Origin of the sequence: Streptomyces sp. NPDC046261 (genome assembly GCF_040646235.1) — a bacterium.
Taxonomy (GTDB): Bacteria; Actinomycetota; Actinomycetes; order Streptomycetales; family Streptomycetaceae; genus Streptomyces.
Window position 1 is genome coordinate 822,082 of the sequence record NZ_JBEYZU010000001.1, and the last position, 13,609, is coordinate 835,690.

The window sequence follows — 13,609 nt, forward strand, 5'->3', positions numbered from 1 at the left end:
GATGGCATGTGCCGGGCGTCATCGCATGAAATGGAACGGCCCTGGCAGCGCCCCACGGCCAGGTGACGGGGCGGGAAAGCGGGGGTGCCGGGAGGACGGATTCACACTCGGCCTGACGGGCCCCGTACCATTCGCAGCATGGCAAAGGCTCCCATTCTCACCCCCCAGGCGGAAGACTTCCCGCGCTGGTACCAGGACTTGATCAACAAGGCCGAGCTGGCCGACAACGGCCCGGTGCGCGGCACCATGGTCATCCGACCGTACGGCTACGGGCTCTGGGAGCGCATGCAGCAGGAGATGGACGCCCGGATCAAGGACGCGGGCGCCTCCAACGCGTACTTCCCGCTGTTCATTCCGCAGTCCTACCTCACCAAGGAGGCGGAGCACGTCGAGGGCTTCGCCCCCGAGCTCGCGGTCGTCACGCACGGCGGCGGCAAGGAGCTGGAGGAGCCGGTCGTCGTCCGGCCGACGTCCGAGACGATCATCAACGAGTACTTCTCGAAGTGGGTGCAGAGCTACCGCGACCTGCCCCTGCTGATCAATCAGTGGGCGAACGTGGTCCGTTGGGAGATGCGTCCGCGCGTCTTTCTCCGTACGAGCGAATTCCTCTGGCAGGAGGGCCACACCGCCCACGCCACGTACGAGGACGCCCGTGACTACGCGGCCCGTATCCACCGGGACGTCTACTACGACTTCATGGTGAACGTCCTGGGCATCGACGTGGTGCTCGGCCGCAAGACGCCCAAGGAGCGTTTCGCGGGCGCCATCAACACCCTCACCCTCGAGGGCATGATGGGCGACGGAAAGGCGCTGCAGATGGGCACCAGCCACGAGCTGGGCCAGAACTTCGCCAAGGCGTTCAACACCTCCTACCTGTCGAAGGGCGGGCAGCAGGAGCTGGTGTGGCAGACGTCCTGGGGCGTCTCGACCCGCATGGTCGGCGGTCTGATCATGTCGCACGGCGACGACAGCGGTCTGCGCGTCCCGCCGCGGCTGGCGCCCGTCCAGGCCGTGGTCCTGGCGATCAAGGGTGACGAGGCCGTGCTGGCCAAGGTCCGCGAGATCGGCGACGTCCTCAAGGCCGCCGGTGTCCGGGTCCAGGTCGACGACCGCACCGACACCCCCTTCGGCCGCCGCGCCGTGGACTGGGAGCTCAAGGGCGTCCCCGTCCGCATCGAGATCGGCCCGCGCGACCTGGAGAACGGCACGGCCATGCTGGCCCGCCGCATTCCGGGCGGCAAGGAGCCGGTGCGCATCGACGAGCTGGCCGCGCTGCTGCCGAAGGTCCTGGAGGAGGACCAGGCGCAGCTGCTGCGCGAGTCGCGTGAGCGCCGTGAGTCCCGTACGACGGATGTGAAGACCATCGAGGAGGCCGCCGAGGCGGCCGCCGCCGGCGGCTGGGCGCGCATCCCGTGGGCGACGCTGGGCGCGGAGGGCGAGGCCAAGCTGGCCGAGCAGGCCGTGACCGTGCGCTGCCTGGTGGCCGAGGACGGCTCGGTGCCGGAGTCGGACGACGCCCCGGGCGCCGTGGCGCTCGTCGCCCGCGCCTACTGATCCCCACGCTGATCCCCCCGCTGATCCTCACGCGGTCCCGCCCCCGGTCGTGCGCTCAGGCGCACGGCCGGGGGTTTCGCGCTCCGGCGTGCGCCGGGGTTTGTGTGCGAGCTTCGCACTTACTGATGCGTCAGTACGTCCCGGCTTGCGAACTGGTGCGCGGCTAATCCGCCTTCTCCGTAGTTCTGCGCACCCGCCCTCCTCAGGACGTATGAGGCGGGAAACTGACTGGTACGTGCAAATTATTTGGGATGGCCCGGTATCGGAACACCGGGCTGTGCCCGCTCGTTGTCACGACGTGAGCACGACACCACCTGTTCTCGCCGCAGAGCTGGCGCAGGCGTGGGCCGACATTCAGCGGTTCCACCCCGAGCTGCCGGATCTAGCCGCGCCCGAATCGTTGATCGGGGAGTCGTCGTCCGCCTGCGGCGCCGAGCTCTCCTTCGAAAGGCTGCTGCACGAGGCAGTGCACGGCATCGCGGCCGCCCGCGGTGTCCGGGACACCTCTCGTGCCGGCCGCTATCACAACCGCCGGTTCCTGGCGATCGCCGAGGAGCTCGGGCTCGACCACAGCGAGGAACCGCATCCCAGCAGCGGCTTCTCGCTCGTCGTGCTCAATCCGGAGGCGCGCAAGCGCTACCGCCCGACGATCGACAGACTCCAGCGCGCCCTGAAGGCGCACACGGTCGCCACGACCGCTGACACCTCGCGCACGTTCCGCGGGCCGGCGGCACGGCACGGCTCCTCCGGCGGCGGAGTCCGGGTGAAGGCGGTGTGCCAGTGCGGGCGTAACGTGCGCGTCGTTCCGTCCGTGCTCGCCCAGGCGCCGATCATGTGCGGTGGCTGCGGCCAGCCGTTCCGGATCCCCGAGGCCGTCTCGGTCGGCTGAGCGGAGCGGTCGCCGGCAGGGTTCGGCGGCCGCGCGGCGGTGTGGCACAATGGGTCGCTGTACTCGACAGTCGCACAGGACCCCTCTCTCCTCCGGCTGACGCGTCCATCGGGCACCCCGAGTACCGCAAACCCCACGTGGCATCTCGTTGTGCCCAACCACGTCAAGACCAGGAGACACCACTCCAGTGGCAGTCAAGATCAAGCTGAAGCGTCTGGGCAAGATCCGTTCGCCTCACTACCGCATCGTCGTCGCCGACTCCCGTACCCGCCGTGACGGCCGGGCCATCGAGGAGATCGGCCTGTACCACCCGGTGCAGAACCCCTCGCGCATCGAGGTCGACAGCGAGCGTGCCCAGTACTGGCTGAGCGTCGGCGCGCAGCCGACCGAGCCCGTCCTGGCCATCCTCAAGGTCACCGGCGACTGGCAGAAGTTCAAGGGTCTGCCCGCCCCGGCCCCGATGCTCGTCGCCGAGCCGAAGAAGGACCACAGCGGTCTCTTCGAGGCCGTCGTGAACGCCGCCGACGCGTCGAAGGGTGAGGCCATCACCCCGAAGGCGAAGAAGTCGGAGAAGAAGGACGAGGCCGCTGAGGCTGAGTCCGCTGAGTCGACCGAGGCCTGAGCATGCTCGAGGAGGCTCTCGAGCACCTCGTCAAGGGCATCGTCGACAACCCCGATGACGTCCAGGTAGCCTCGCGCAACCTGCGTCGCGGGCGTGTGCTGGAGGTCCGGGTCCACCCCGATGACCTCGGCAAGGTGATCGGCCGCAACGGCCGCACCGCGCGTGCACTGCGCACCGTCGTGGGCGCCCTCGGCGGCCGCGGCATCCGCGTCGACCTCGTCGACGTCGACCAGGTCTGACCTGTGCGACCCGGCCGCCACCGCGCACGCGGCGGCGGCCGTCGGTCGTGAGGTCGCTCGACCGATGGTTGCGAGACACTGAGAGCCGGGGGCATCGCGCCCCCGGCTCTCTGTCTTTTCCGCAACCCTTCTCACCTTCTCAACGGAGTCACAGCGTGCAGCTCGTAGTCGGCAGGATCGGCCGCGCCCATGGGATCAAGGGCGAGGTCACGGTTGAGGTGCGCACGGACGAGCCCGAGCTGCGGCTCGGACCCGGCGCCGTGCTGGCCACCGACCCCGCGGGGGTGGGGCCGCTGACCATCGAGACCGGTCGCGTACACAGCGGACGGCTGCTGCTGCGCTTCGCCGGCGTCAGCGACCGCAACGCCGCCGAAGCGCTGCGCAACACCCTGCTGATCGCCGAGGTGGACCCGGACGAGACTCCCGAGGACCCCGAGGAGTTCTACGACCACCAGCTGATGGACCTCGACGTCATCACCGTCGACGGCACGGCCGTCGGCCGGATCACGGAGATCTCCCACCTGCCGTCCCAGGACCTCTTCATCGTCGAGCGGCCGGACGGCAGCGAGGTGATGATCCCCTTCGTCTCCGAGATCGTCACCGAGATCGACCTGGAGGGGCAGGTCGCGGTCGTCGACCCGCCGCGCGGGCTGCTCGACGATGCCCAGGCCGAGGTCGCCAGCTCGCGCGACGAGGCGGAAGACTCCGGTGACGAGGCGGAAGCCTCCCGTGACGAGGACGCCGGCTCCCGTGACGCGGACGCCGGCTCCCGTGACAAGGACGCGGAGGGCGACGCCTGATGCGCCTCGACGTCGTCACGATCTTCCCCGAGTACCTCGAGCCGCTGAACGTCTCGCTCGTCGGCAAGGCCCGCGCCCGCGGTCAGCTGGACGTACGCGTCCACGACCTGCGGGAGTGGACGCACGACAAGCACAACACCGTCGACGACACCCCCTACGGCGGCGGCCCCGGCATGGTCATGAAGCCCGAGCCGTGGGGCGAGGCGCTGGATTCGATCATCGAGTCGGGGGAGGGCGAGGACCGTCCGGTGATCGTCGTTCCGACGCCCAGCGGCAAGCCCTTCACCCAGGAGCTCGCCGTCGAGCTCTCCGGGAAGCCGTGGCTGGTCTTCACCCCCGCCCGTTACGAGGGCATCGACCGCCGCGTCATCGAGGAGTACGGCGACCGCCTCGACGTGCGCGAGGTCTCCATCGGCGACTATGTGCTGGCCGGCGGCGAGGCTCCGGTGCTGGTCATGGTCGAGGCCATCGCCCGCCTGCTCCCCGGTGTGCTCGGCAACGCCGAGTCGCACCGCGACGACTCCTTCGCCCCCGGCGCCATGGCCGACCTGCTCGAAGGGCCCGTCTACACCAAGCCGCCGCAGTGGCGCGGCCGGGGCATCCCGGACGTCCTGCTCAGCGGCCACCACGGCAAGATCGCCCGCTGGCGCCGCGACGAGGCGTTCCGGCGTACGACCGCGAACCGGCCGGATCTGATCGAACGGGCCGACCCCGCCGCCTTCGACAAGAAGGACCGCGAAATGCTCTCGATCCTGGGCTGGGCGCCGGGCGAGGACGGCCGATTTGGGCGTCTGGGTCCGGTCGTGGAAGAATAAGCCGTTGCCTTGCGTCCGGCGCACGCCCCTGCCACAGGGGGAACGACGTCCGCCCGGCGCTTTCGGCACCATCATCACTTTCGGCACGAATTCCGCTGATGACCTGTGGCATCGGCGAGGAAGCAGACGCTCATGTCCTCCCTGCTCGACAACGTCAACGGCGCGTCCCTGCGCACCGACGTCCCGGCCTTCCGCCCCGGCGACACCGTGAACGTCCACGTTCGCGTCATCGAGGGCAACCGCTCCCGCATCCAGCAGTTCAAGGGTGTCGTCATCCGCCGCCAGGGCGCGGGCGTCAGCGAGACCTTCACGGTCCGCAAGGTCTCCTTCTCCGTCGGCGTCGAGCGCACCTTCCCGGTGCACAGCCCGATCTTCGAGAAGATCGAGCTCGTGACCCGCGGTGACGTCCGTCGCGCCAAGCTGTACTACCTCCGTGAGCTGCGCGGCAAGGCCGCGAAGATCAAGGAGAAGCGCGACAACTGAGCTTCTCACCGGCGTCCGGGACCGGCCGGATAGGCTTTCGGCCCGATGGACACCGACGACGCACAGCTCGCACAGCTTCCGGAGCGCGACCGCTCTCCCAACCCCGACGAGGGGGCGGGACAGTGGTCGCGCTCCGCGCGTTTTCCCGCCCGTGCGCGGCGGTGGCTGGCCGGGGGCGGCCCACTGCGCCGGGCCGGGCTGTTGCTGATCGTCTGTTTGGTCTTCCTGCTTCTGGTCAGCAGCTACGTTGTGCAGCCCTTTCTGATCCCCAGCGGATCGATGAAGAGCACCTTTCAGATCGGCGACCGGGTGCTGGTCAACAAGCTCGCCTACCGCTTCGGCGGCGAGCCGCGCCGTGGCGATGTGATCGTCTTCGACGGCACCGACTCGTTCGTCCAGACCAGGCCGGCCGAGAACCCGGTGGCCGCGCTGGTGCGCGCGGGCGCCTCGTCCGTCGGCCTGATGCGGCCGGCGGCGACCGACTACATCAAGCGCGTGGTGGGCACCGGCGGCGACCGCGTCCGGTGCTGTGACAAGCGCGGGAGGCTGGAGGTCAACGGCCGGCCGGTGCTGGAGGACTATCTCTTCCCGGGGGACGAACCTTCCCAAGTGCCGTTCGACATCGTGGTGCCGGAGGGCAAGCTATGGGTCATGGGTGACCATCGCAGTGACTCCCGTGACTCCCGTGACCACTTGGGCGAGCCCGGGGGTGGCACCGTCCCGCTGGACCACGTCATCGGGCGCGCCGACTGGATCGGCTGGCCACTGGGCCGGATGACCGCGCTGAAGCGTCCGGACGCCTTCGCCGACGTACCGGACCCTGGCGATCCGGGCCAGGGTGCGGGCGGGGGGCACCTCGGCGGCGGCCCGCATGGGTAGCCGGGGGCGTACGGAAGCGCGGGCGGGCACGCAGGCCCGCACGGGCGCCGGTGCCCATGCCCGTACGGGGGGTGCGGGTGCCCATGCGGGGACGGGCGCGGGTGCGCGGATCCGAACGGACGCGGGTGCCTCCGCGCCGACCACGGACGCCAATTCCGTCGCCGGTACGGCTCCGGTCGGCGGTCGCGGGCGGTCCGGGGCGGGCCCGGCGTCGCCGCCCCCGCCCGGTGGCCGGGCGGCCCGGCGGAAGGCGGCACTGCGGATCAAGCGGCGACGGCGGCGCCGGTCGGCGGCCAAGGAGGTGCCGATCCTCATAGGCGTCGCCCTGCTGATCGCCCTGGTGCTCAAGACCTTTCTCGTGCAGGCGTTCGTCATCCCCTCGGGCTCGATGGAACAGACCATCCAGATCGGCGACCGGGTGCTGGTGGACAAGCTGACGCCGTGGTTCGGGACCCGGCCGCAGCGGGGCGATGTGGTGGTCTTCAAGGACCCGGGCGGCTGGCTGGACGGGGAGCAGTCGTACACGGGCCGGGACCCGGTGGGGATCAAACAGGCGAAGCAGCTGCTGGCCTTCATCGGCCTGTTGCCCTCGGCCGACGAGCAGGACCTGATCAAACGTGTGGTCGGTACCGGCGGGGATACGGTCAAGTGCTGTGACAACGACGGCAGGATCATGGTCAACGGGACACCCCTGATCGAGCCGTACGTCCATCCGGGCAATCCGCCCTCGCAGCTGAAGTTCGAGGTGAAGGTGCCGGCCGGCCGGCTTTTCGTGATGGGGGACCACCGCTCGGACTCCGCGGACTCGCGCTATCACCTGGACGAGCCGGGGCAGGGCACGATCGCGGAAGACCTGGTGGTGGGGCGTGCGGTGGTCGTCGCGTGGCCGGTGGGGCACTGGAAGCGGCTGTCGGAACCGGACCCCTTCGCTTCGGTGCGGGACGCGCCGCGGACGGGGACGCGAGCGGACGCTTCGCCGCATAGTGTGTCCTCCACGGATCAAGAAGGGTTGATCCGGCTCCCGACCCCTGCGGAACTCCCGCTCGTTATGGGAGTGGTGGGCCTGCGTCTTTTGTGCGACAGGCGGCAGCGTGGAGTAAGGAGTGGATGTGGGGGATTTGGCGGTCGGCGCGCGTTCCGGTCACGGAGAGCCCGAGAAGCGGCCCGGGCGGACGGATGAGCAGCTCGGGCAGTCGTCCGGAGAGTCCGCAGGCGTCGCGCCCGAGGAGGCCAGGTCCCAGGCGACCGACGGACCCGCCGGCGCGGAACCGGGCGCCGCGCCCGTGACGCCCGAGGCGGGCGCCGGGGGCGCGGGCGAGGCGGAGCCGCGCAGGAACGAGCCGAAGAAGCAACGATCCTTCTGGAAGGAACTGCCGATCCTCGTCGGCATCGCCCTGCTGCTCGCGCTGCTCATCAAGACGTTCCTGGTGCAGGCGTTCTCGATTCCCTCCGAGTCGATGCAGAACACCCTCCAGCGCGGTGACCGGGTGCTGGTGGACAAGCTGACGCCGTGGTTCGGGTCGAAACCCGAGCGCGGCGAGGTCGTGGTCTTCCACGATCCGGGCGGCTGGCTGGGCGAGAGCGCCACCGCCGACCAGGGGCCGGTGGCCGGCGCCGTCCAGAAGGTGCTCAGCTTCATCGGTCTGATGCCCTCCGCCGAGGAGAAGGACCTGATCAAGCGGGTCATCGCGGTCGGCGGCGACACGGTGGAGTGCAAGGGCAACAACGAACCGGTGACGGTCAACGGCAAGGCGCTGAACGAGCCGTACATCTTCCCGGGCAACACGCCCTGCGGTGACAAGCCCTTCGGGCCGATCAAGGTTCCGGACGGCCGGATCTGGGTGATGGGCGACCACCGCCAGGACTCCCTCGACTCGCGCTACCACCAGGACCTCGACAGGTTCCAGGGCACGGTCTCCGAGGACGAGGTCGTCGGACGTGCGATTGTCGTCGCCTGGCCGGTGAACCGCTGGTCCACGCTGCCGGTGCCGTCCACCTTCGACCAGCAGGGGCTGAGCGCGGCGGCCGCCGTGGCGCCGCCCGCGCTCGGGCTCGCGGGCGCGGTGCCGCTGGTGCTCTGGCGCCGCAGCCGCGGCCGGCGCGCCCTGGAGACGAAGGCCGTGCCGAGGGGCTGACTGACGTCCCTACCGCCGGGTAGTGTGCGATTCCGTGCCTCCGGGCATTCGGAATCCGATCTTCCATATGGGTGCGGTCCGTGCCCTGTGGATCCTGACGCGGCGCGGGGGACGGACATGGGCGACAGAGAGCGTGACGACGACGGCCACGGCCGCGCGGGCAGAGTACTGTCCGGGCTGGCCGTGGCCGTCGGTTGTGTGCTCTTCCTCGGCTCCTTCGCCTGGGCCGCGTTCCTGTACCGCCCCTTCACCGTCCCGACCGACTCCATGGCGCCCACCATCGGGCGCGGCGACCGGATACTCGCCCAGCGCATACAGGGCGGCGAGGTGCGGCGCGGGGACATCGTCGTCTTCGAGGACCGCGTCTGGGGAAACTCCCCGATGATCAAGCGGGTCGTCGGCATCGGCGGCGACACGATCGAGTGCTGCGACCGGCAGGGCCGGCTGACGATCAACGGTCAGGCCGTCGACGAGCCCTACCTCCGGGGCCCCGGCCCGGCCTCGCCCAGCGGCTTCTCCGCCACCGTGCCCCCGGACCGGCTCTTCCTCCTGGGCGACCACCGCACCGCCTCGGTGGACTCCCGCACCCATATGACCGACGGCGGCCAGGGCACGGTGCCGCGCTCCGCGGTACGGGCGCGCGTGGACGCCACGGCCTGGCCGCTGTCCGACTGGGGCATGTTCGAGCCGCCCGGTTCGTTCGCCGCCCTGCCCGGCGGTACGTCCCGGCCCGGGCCGCTGCCGCTGATCGTGACGTGCGCCGTCGTGGGTGCGGTGCTCATCCTGGGAGGTGCGGCGTACGGGCCGCTGGCGCGGCGGCTCGCGGGCCGCGGGAAGGCGGAGGTGCCCCATGGCTGACCCCTGTGCGAGCGAGGGCGGCCTGCGCCGGGCCGCGCGGGTGATCCTGCTCGACCCCGCCGACCGCGTGCTGCTCATGCATGGCTTCGAGCCCGGCGACCCGTCGCTGACGTGGTGGTTCACCCCGGGCGGCGGGCTGGAGGGCGGCGAGAGCTGGGAGGAGGCGGCGCGCCGGGAGCTGGCGGAGGAGACCGGGATCACGGACATCGAGCTGGGCCCGGTGCTGTGGACGCGGACCTGCTCCTTCCCCTTCGACGGGCGGCGCTGGGACCAGGACGAACGGTATTACCTCGCCCGTACCGAGCAGACGCCCGCCTGGACCGGGGGCGAGACGGAGCTGGAGCGGCGCAGTGTCACGGGACTGCGTTGGTGGACCTGCGAAGAACTGTTCGCCGCCCGTGAGACGGTGTATCCGACCAGACTCGCCGAGCTGCTGCGTACGCTGCTCGACGAGGGACCCCCGAGTACGCCGGTGCTCCTGGAGACTGAGCGCGCCTGACGCACAATGGGGGGACGCACGGCTGAAGGGGAACATGCCATGAGCGCCGAGGACCTCGAAAAGTACGAGACCGAGATGGAGCTGAAGCTCTACCGGGAGTACCGCGACGTCGTCGGTCTGTTCAAATATGTGATCGAGACCGAGCGGCGCTTCTATCTCACGAACGACTACGAGATGCAGGTGCACTCCGTCCAGGGCGAGGTCTTCTTCGAGGTCTCGATGGCCGACGCGTGGGTGTGGGACATGTACCGGCCCGCGCGCTTCGTGAAGCAGGTGCGGGTGCTCACGTTCAAGGACGTGAACATCGAGGAGCTCAACAAGAGCGACCTGGACCTTCCGGGGACGTGAGGGGTGTGGCTTTCCGGTCTTCCGGTCTCCCGGGTTTCCGGGCTTCCGGGTTTCTGGGATTCCGGGCGTCTGAGCGTCTGAGCGGTGTCCTCGCGGGCGTATGCGCCTGGCGTTGCACGTGTGGGTGACGAGGTTGTCCACATCCGGTCGGTTGTCCACCAAGATCCCATAGCGGTCGGTTCCGGGGCCATAGTCGGCCCCGGAGGTGGTGGCGATGAACGCCCGAGGGGGACTGGGCCGCTACGGGGAGAACCTGGCGGTACGGCGGCTGACCGAGGCCGGGATGAGCGTGCTGGCCCGCAACTGGCGGTGCCGGGCGGGCGAGATCGACGTCGTGGCGCTGGACGGCGACGTCCTGGTCATCTGTGAGGTCAAGACCCGGAGACAGGGGTCGTACGAACATCCCATGGCGGCGGTCCGGGCCGGCAAGGCCGACCGGCTGCGGCTGCTCGCCGGCCACTGGCTGACGCGGCACGGCGGGGCGCCGCCGGGCGGCGTGCGCATCGATGTGGTGGGTGTGGTGGTGCCCGACCGCGGCGCGCCCGTCGTCGAGCACGTCAAGGGGGTGGCCTGATGGGCTTCGCCCGTACGTGCTCGGTGACCCTGGTCGGGGTCGAAGGGGTGGTGGTCGAGGTCCAGGCGGACCTCGAGCCGGGGGTGGCCGCCTTCACGCTGGTGGGGCTGCCCGACAAGAGCCTGGTCGAGAGCCGGGACCGGGTGCGCGCCGCGGTGGTGAACTCCGGGGCCCAGTGGCCGCAGAAGAAGCTGACCGTGGGGCTGAGCCCGGCGTCGGTGCCCAAGAGCGGTTCGGGGTTCGACCTCGCGGTGGCCGTCGCCGTCCTCGGCGCCGCCGAGTGCGTCGACCCCGCGGCCATCGCCGACCTGGTGATGATCGGCGAGCTGGGCCTGGACGGCAGGGTCCGGCCGGTGCGGGGCGTCCTCCCGGCCGTCCTCGCCGCCGCCGACGCCGGCTATCAGCAGGTCGTCGTGCCCGAACAGACCGCGGCGGAGGCCGCCCTGGTGCCCGGCGTCTCGGTGCTCGGGGTGCGCAGCCTGAGCCAGTTCATCGCCCTGCTCACCGACGCCCCCGTCCCGCAGGAGGAACCACCCGAGGAGGGGCGCCCCGACGCCATGCTGGCCGGCCTGATGGTGCCCGGCGCGGGCGTGGGCAGCGGCCTGGCCACGGATGCCAGGGCCACGGGAGCGGGCAGCGGGCCCGACCTCGCCGACGTGGCGGGGCAGCACACCGCGCGGCTCGCCCTGGAGGTCGCCGCCGCCGGGCGCCACCACCTGCTGCTGTCCGGGCCGCCGGGCGCGGGCAAGACCATGCTGGCGGAGCGGCTGCCGGCCATCCTCCCGCCGCTCAGCCGCCAGGAGTCCCTCGAGGTGACCGCGGTCCATTCGGTGGCCGGCATGCTGCCCCCGGGCCAGCCGTTGGTCGCGACCGCCCCCTACTGCGCGCCGCACCACTCCGCGACGATGCAGTCCCTGGTCGGCGGCGGCAACGGCCTGCCCAGACCCGGGGCGGTCTCGCTCGCCCACCGCGGAATCCTCTTTCTGGATGAAGCACCTGAATTCAGCACCAAGGCCCTGGACGCGCTGCGCCAGCCGCTGGAGTCGGGCCATGTGGTGGTGGCCCGCACCGCCGGCGTGGTGCGGCTGCCGGCGAGATTCCTGATGGTCCTCGCCGCCAACCCCTGCCCCTGCGGGCGGCACACCCTGCGCGGGGCGGGCTGCGAATGCCCGGCGTCGGTGATCCGCAGATATCAGGCCCGGCTCTCGGGTCCCTTACTGGACCGGGTGGACCTGAGGGTGGAGGTCGAATCCGTCCAGCGGGCCGACCTCATGGGCCAGGGCGGCCGGGGCGAGACGACGGCGGCGGTCGCCGAGCGCGTCGCCCGGGCCCGGGAGCGGGCCGCCGCACGGCTGGCGGGCACGCCCTGGACCGCGAACAGCGAGGTGCCCGGTCACGAGCTGCGCACCCGCTGGCGGGCCGCGCCCGGAGCGCTCGCCGCCGCCGAGCGCGACCTGGAGCGCGGCCTGCTGACGGCCCGTGGGCTGGACCGGGTGCTGCGGGTCTCCTGGACCCTCGCTGACCTCGCCGGACACGACCGCCCCGACGCCGCCGACGTGGCGCTGGCCCTGGAGCTGCGCACCGGCATCGCCAGGGGCGCCCCGCTGCCCGTCCCCCGGCAGGCCGCCGTCCCCTCCCCGGTGGCTTCCCCGGTGCCTGTTCCGGTCGCGGTGGGGGAGCGCGGGTGACGGGCGGGGGAGTGAGCGAGGAGGAGCGGCTGGCGCGGGCGGCGCTCACGCGGCTGACCGAGCCGGGGGACGAGAGTGTCGGCCGCTGGCTGGGGCGGATGGGGGCCGTGGGGCTGGTGCGCGGGCTGACGGGGGCGGGGCCGCCGCCCGAGGGGGCCGGGGAGGACCGGCTGGCAGGGTGCCGGGCCCGGGCCCGGACCCTCGACCCCGGCGGCGACCTCGCGACCGTCGCCCGGCTCGGCGGACGCTTCCTGTGCCCGGGGGATGCCGAGTGGCCCGGGCAGCTCGACGACCTGGGCGACGCCCGGCCCGTCGGCCTGTGGGTGCGGGGCAGCCCGAACGTACGGCTGTGGGCGCTGCGGTCCGTCGCCGTGGTGGGTGCCCGGGCCTGCACCGACTACGGCTCCCGCGTCGCCGCGCTCCTCGGCTCGGGGCTCGCCGAACGCGGCTGGGTGGTCGTATCCGGCGCGGCGTACGGGGTGGACGGCGCGGCCCACCGGGGGGCGCTGGCCGCGGGCGGGGCGACGGTGGCCGTGCTGGCCTCGGGGATCGACGTGCCCTATCCGCGCGGCCATGCCGAGTTGATCGGGCGCATCGCGGAACAGGGGCTGATCCTCGCGGAGTTGCCGCCCGGCGGGCACCCCACACGCAGCCGCTTCGTGCTGCGCAACCGAGTCATCGCGGCCCTGACGCGCGGGACGGTGGTGGTGGAGGCGCAGTACCGCAGTGGATCGCTCGTCACGGCGCGCCGGGCGCGCGAGCTGGGCCGGCAGACGATGGGCGTGCCCGGGCCGGTGACCTCCGGGCTCTCGTCGGGGGTGCATGAACTGCTGCGGGAGGGTGCGTGTCTGGTGACCGATGCGGACGAGATCGTCGAGCTGGTCGGCAGCATGGGGGAGCTCGCCCCGCCGCGGCGCGGGCCGGTCGTGGCCCGGGACCTGCTGGACGCCGGGGCCGCGCGGGCACTGGAGGCGGTGCCGGGACGCGGTGGCGGGGACCTCGGCCTCATCGCCCGCGACGCCGGGATGGGCAGGGAGCACACGCTCGCCCGTCTGTACGAACTCCAGGCGCTGGGGTTCGTGGAACGGCTGGGCGATCGCTGGCAGTTGGCTGACGCCGCGTCAACATCCGGCACCCCCAAGCCCCCCGGACGGCGCCCCCCTGTGCGGCGAGGCGGTGCTTGACCTGGGGTGATCGGGTGAAAGGGTTAAGGCGGTGACCGCGGC

General features: G+C 71.6%; 16 protein-coding genes. All 16 read left to right on the forward strand.

Going from position 1 to position 13,609, the window contains the following annotated elements; genetic code table 11:
• The first annotated feature begins 138 nt into the window (after positions 1 to 138).
• Entirely contained in the window at positions 139 to 1,554 is a 1,416-nt protein-coding gene (proS, locus tag ABZ956_RS03785) for a proline--tRNA ligase (RefSeq protein ID WP_361886341.1), read from the forward strand.
• Positions 1,555 to 1,852: 298 nt separating this feature from the next.
• The gene (locus ABZ956_RS03790) at positions 1,853 to 2,443 is read left to right on the forward strand and encodes a hypothetical protein (protein WP_360915459.1); all 591 of its coding nucleotides are present in this window, start codon (positions 1,853 to 1,855) and stop codon (positions 2,441 to 2,443) included.
• Positions 2,444 to 2,630: 187 nt separating this feature from the next.
• Positions 2,631 to 3,065 carry a 30S ribosomal protein S16 gene (rpsP, locus tag ABZ956_RS03795; RefSeq protein WP_360915462.1) on the forward strand — a complete coding sequence of 145 codons (435 nt, stop codon included), beginning with the start codon at positions 2,631 to 2,633 and terminating at the stop codon, positions 3,063 to 3,065.
• A 2-nt stretch (positions 3,066 to 3,067) separates the two neighbouring features.
• Positions 3,068 to 3,304 carry an RNA-binding protein gene (locus ABZ956_RS03800; protein WP_360915465.1) on the forward strand — a complete coding sequence of 79 codons (237 nt, stop codon included), beginning with the start codon at positions 3,068 to 3,070 and terminating at the stop codon, positions 3,302 to 3,304.
• A 155-nt stretch (positions 3,305 to 3,459) separates the two neighbouring features.
• Positions 3,460 to 4,104, forward strand: coding sequence for a ribosome maturation factor RimM (rimM, locus tag ABZ956_RS03805; protein ID WP_361886345.1), 645 nt, complete (start codon positions 3,460 to 3,462; stop codon positions 4,102 to 4,104).
• The gene (gene trmD / locus ABZ956_RS03810) at positions 4,104 to 4,919 is read left to right on the forward strand and encodes a tRNA (guanosine(37)-N1)-methyltransferase TrmD (RefSeq protein ID WP_361886348.1); all 816 of its coding nucleotides are present in this window, start codon (positions 4,104 to 4,106) and stop codon (positions 4,917 to 4,919) included. Before rimM ends, trmD begins: the two co-directional genes overlap by 1 nt.
• A gap of 132 nt (positions 4,920 to 5,051) precedes the next feature.
• Positions 5,052 to 5,402, forward strand: coding sequence for a 50S ribosomal protein L19 (rplS, locus tag ABZ956_RS03815; RefSeq protein WP_071961628.1), 351 nt, complete (start codon positions 5,052 to 5,054; stop codon positions 5,400 to 5,402).
• A 45-nt stretch (positions 5,403 to 5,447) separates the two neighbouring features.
• The gene (gene lepB, locus ABZ956_RS03820; protein ID WP_361886351.1) at positions 5,448 to 6,281 is read left to right on the forward strand and encodes a signal peptidase I; all 834 of its coding nucleotides are present in this window, start codon (positions 5,448 to 5,450) and stop codon (positions 6,279 to 6,281) included.
• Positions 6,274 to 7,461: a signal peptidase I gene (gene lepB / locus ABZ956_RS03825; RefSeq protein ID WP_361886354.1), complete on the forward strand. Its 1,188-nt coding sequence runs from the start codon at positions 6,274 to 6,276 to the stop codon at positions 7,459 to 7,461. Before lepB (ABZ956_RS03820) ends, lepB (ABZ956_RS03825) begins: the two co-directional genes overlap by 8 nt.
• On the forward strand, positions 7,400 to 8,416 hold the full coding sequence (gene lepB, locus ABZ956_RS03830; protein WP_361886702.1) for a signal peptidase I: 1,017 nt from the start codon (positions 7,400 to 7,402) through the stop codon (positions 8,414 to 8,416). The genes lepB (ABZ956_RS03825) and lepB (ABZ956_RS03830) overlap by 62 nt, the downstream gene beginning before the upstream one ends.
• Before the next feature lie 117 nt (positions 8,417 to 8,533).
• A complete protein-coding gene (gene lepB / locus ABZ956_RS03835) occupies positions 8,534 to 9,274 on the forward strand; it encodes a signal peptidase I (RefSeq protein ID WP_361886356.1) in 741 nt (246 codons plus the stop codon).
• The gene (locus tag ABZ956_RS03840; protein WP_361886359.1) at positions 9,267 to 9,773 is read left to right on the forward strand and encodes an NUDIX hydrolase; all 507 of its coding nucleotides are present in this window, start codon (positions 9,267 to 9,269) and stop codon (positions 9,771 to 9,773) included. The genes lepB (ABZ956_RS03835) and ABZ956_RS03840 overlap by 8 nt, the downstream gene beginning before the upstream one ends.
• A gap of 39 nt (positions 9,774 to 9,812) precedes the next feature.
• Positions 9,813 to 10,121, forward strand: a complete 309-nt coding sequence (locus ABZ956_RS03845; protein ID WP_071965846.1) for a DUF2469 domain-containing protein — start codon at positions 9,813 to 9,815, stop codon at positions 10,119 to 10,121.
• A gap of 214 nt (positions 10,122 to 10,335) precedes the next feature.
• Complete coding sequence (locus ABZ956_RS03850) at positions 10,336 to 10,695, forward strand: YraN family protein (protein ID WP_361886362.1); 360 nt, start codon at positions 10,336 to 10,338, stop codon at positions 10,693 to 10,695.
• Entirely contained in the window at positions 10,695 to 12,383 is a 1,689-nt protein-coding gene (locus tag ABZ956_RS03855; RefSeq protein ID WP_361886365.1) for an ATP-binding protein, read from the forward strand. The genes ABZ956_RS03850 and ABZ956_RS03855 overlap by 1 nt, the downstream gene beginning before the upstream one ends.
• Positions 12,380 to 13,567, forward strand: coding sequence for a DNA-processing protein DprA (gene dprA / locus ABZ956_RS03860; RefSeq protein WP_361886368.1), 1,188 nt, complete (start codon positions 12,380 to 12,382; stop codon positions 13,565 to 13,567). The genes ABZ956_RS03855 and dprA overlap by 4 nt, the downstream gene beginning before the upstream one ends.
• The last annotated feature ends 42 nt before the right edge of the window (positions 13,568 to 13,609 follow it).

Coding starts and splice junctions, on each gene's coding strand:
- proS (WP_361886341.1), top strand. CDS start 139: ATGGCAAAGGCTCCCATTCTCACCCCCCAGGCGGAAGACTTCCCGCGC.
- ABZ956_RS03800 (WP_360915465.1), top strand. CDS start 3,068: ATGCTCGAGGAGGCTCTCGAGCACCTCGTCAAGGGCATCGTCGACAAC.
- trmD (WP_361886348.1), top strand. CDS start 4,104: ATGCGCCTCGACGTCGTCACGATCTTCCCCGAGTACCTCGAGCCGCTG.
- rplS (WP_071961628.1), top strand. CDS start 5,052: ATGTCCTCCCTGCTCGACAACGTCAACGGCGCGTCCCTGCGCACCGAC.
- lepB (WP_361886351.1), top strand. CDS start 5,448: ATGGACACCGACGACGCACAGCTCGCACAGCTTCCGGAGCGCGACCGC.
- lepB (WP_361886354.1), top strand. CDS start 6,274: ATGGGTAGCCGGGGGCGTACGGAAGCGCGGGCGGGCACGCAGGCCCGC.
- lepB (WP_361886356.1), top strand. CDS start 8,534: ATGGGCGACAGAGAGCGTGACGACGACGGCCACGGCCGCGCGGGCAGA.
- ABZ956_RS03840 (WP_361886359.1), top strand. CDS start 9,267: ATGGCTGACCCCTGTGCGAGCGAGGGCGGCCTGCGCCGGGCCGCGCGG.
- ABZ956_RS03845 (WP_071965846.1), top strand. CDS start 9,813: ATGAGCGCCGAGGACCTCGAAAAGTACGAGACCGAGATGGAGCTGAAG.
- ABZ956_RS03850 (WP_361886362.1), top strand. CDS start 10,336: ATGAACGCCCGAGGGGGACTGGGCCGCTACGGGGAGAACCTGGCGGTA.
- ABZ956_RS03855 (WP_361886365.1), top strand. CDS start 10,695: ATGGGCTTCGCCCGTACGTGCTCGGTGACCCTGGTCGGGGTCGAAGGG.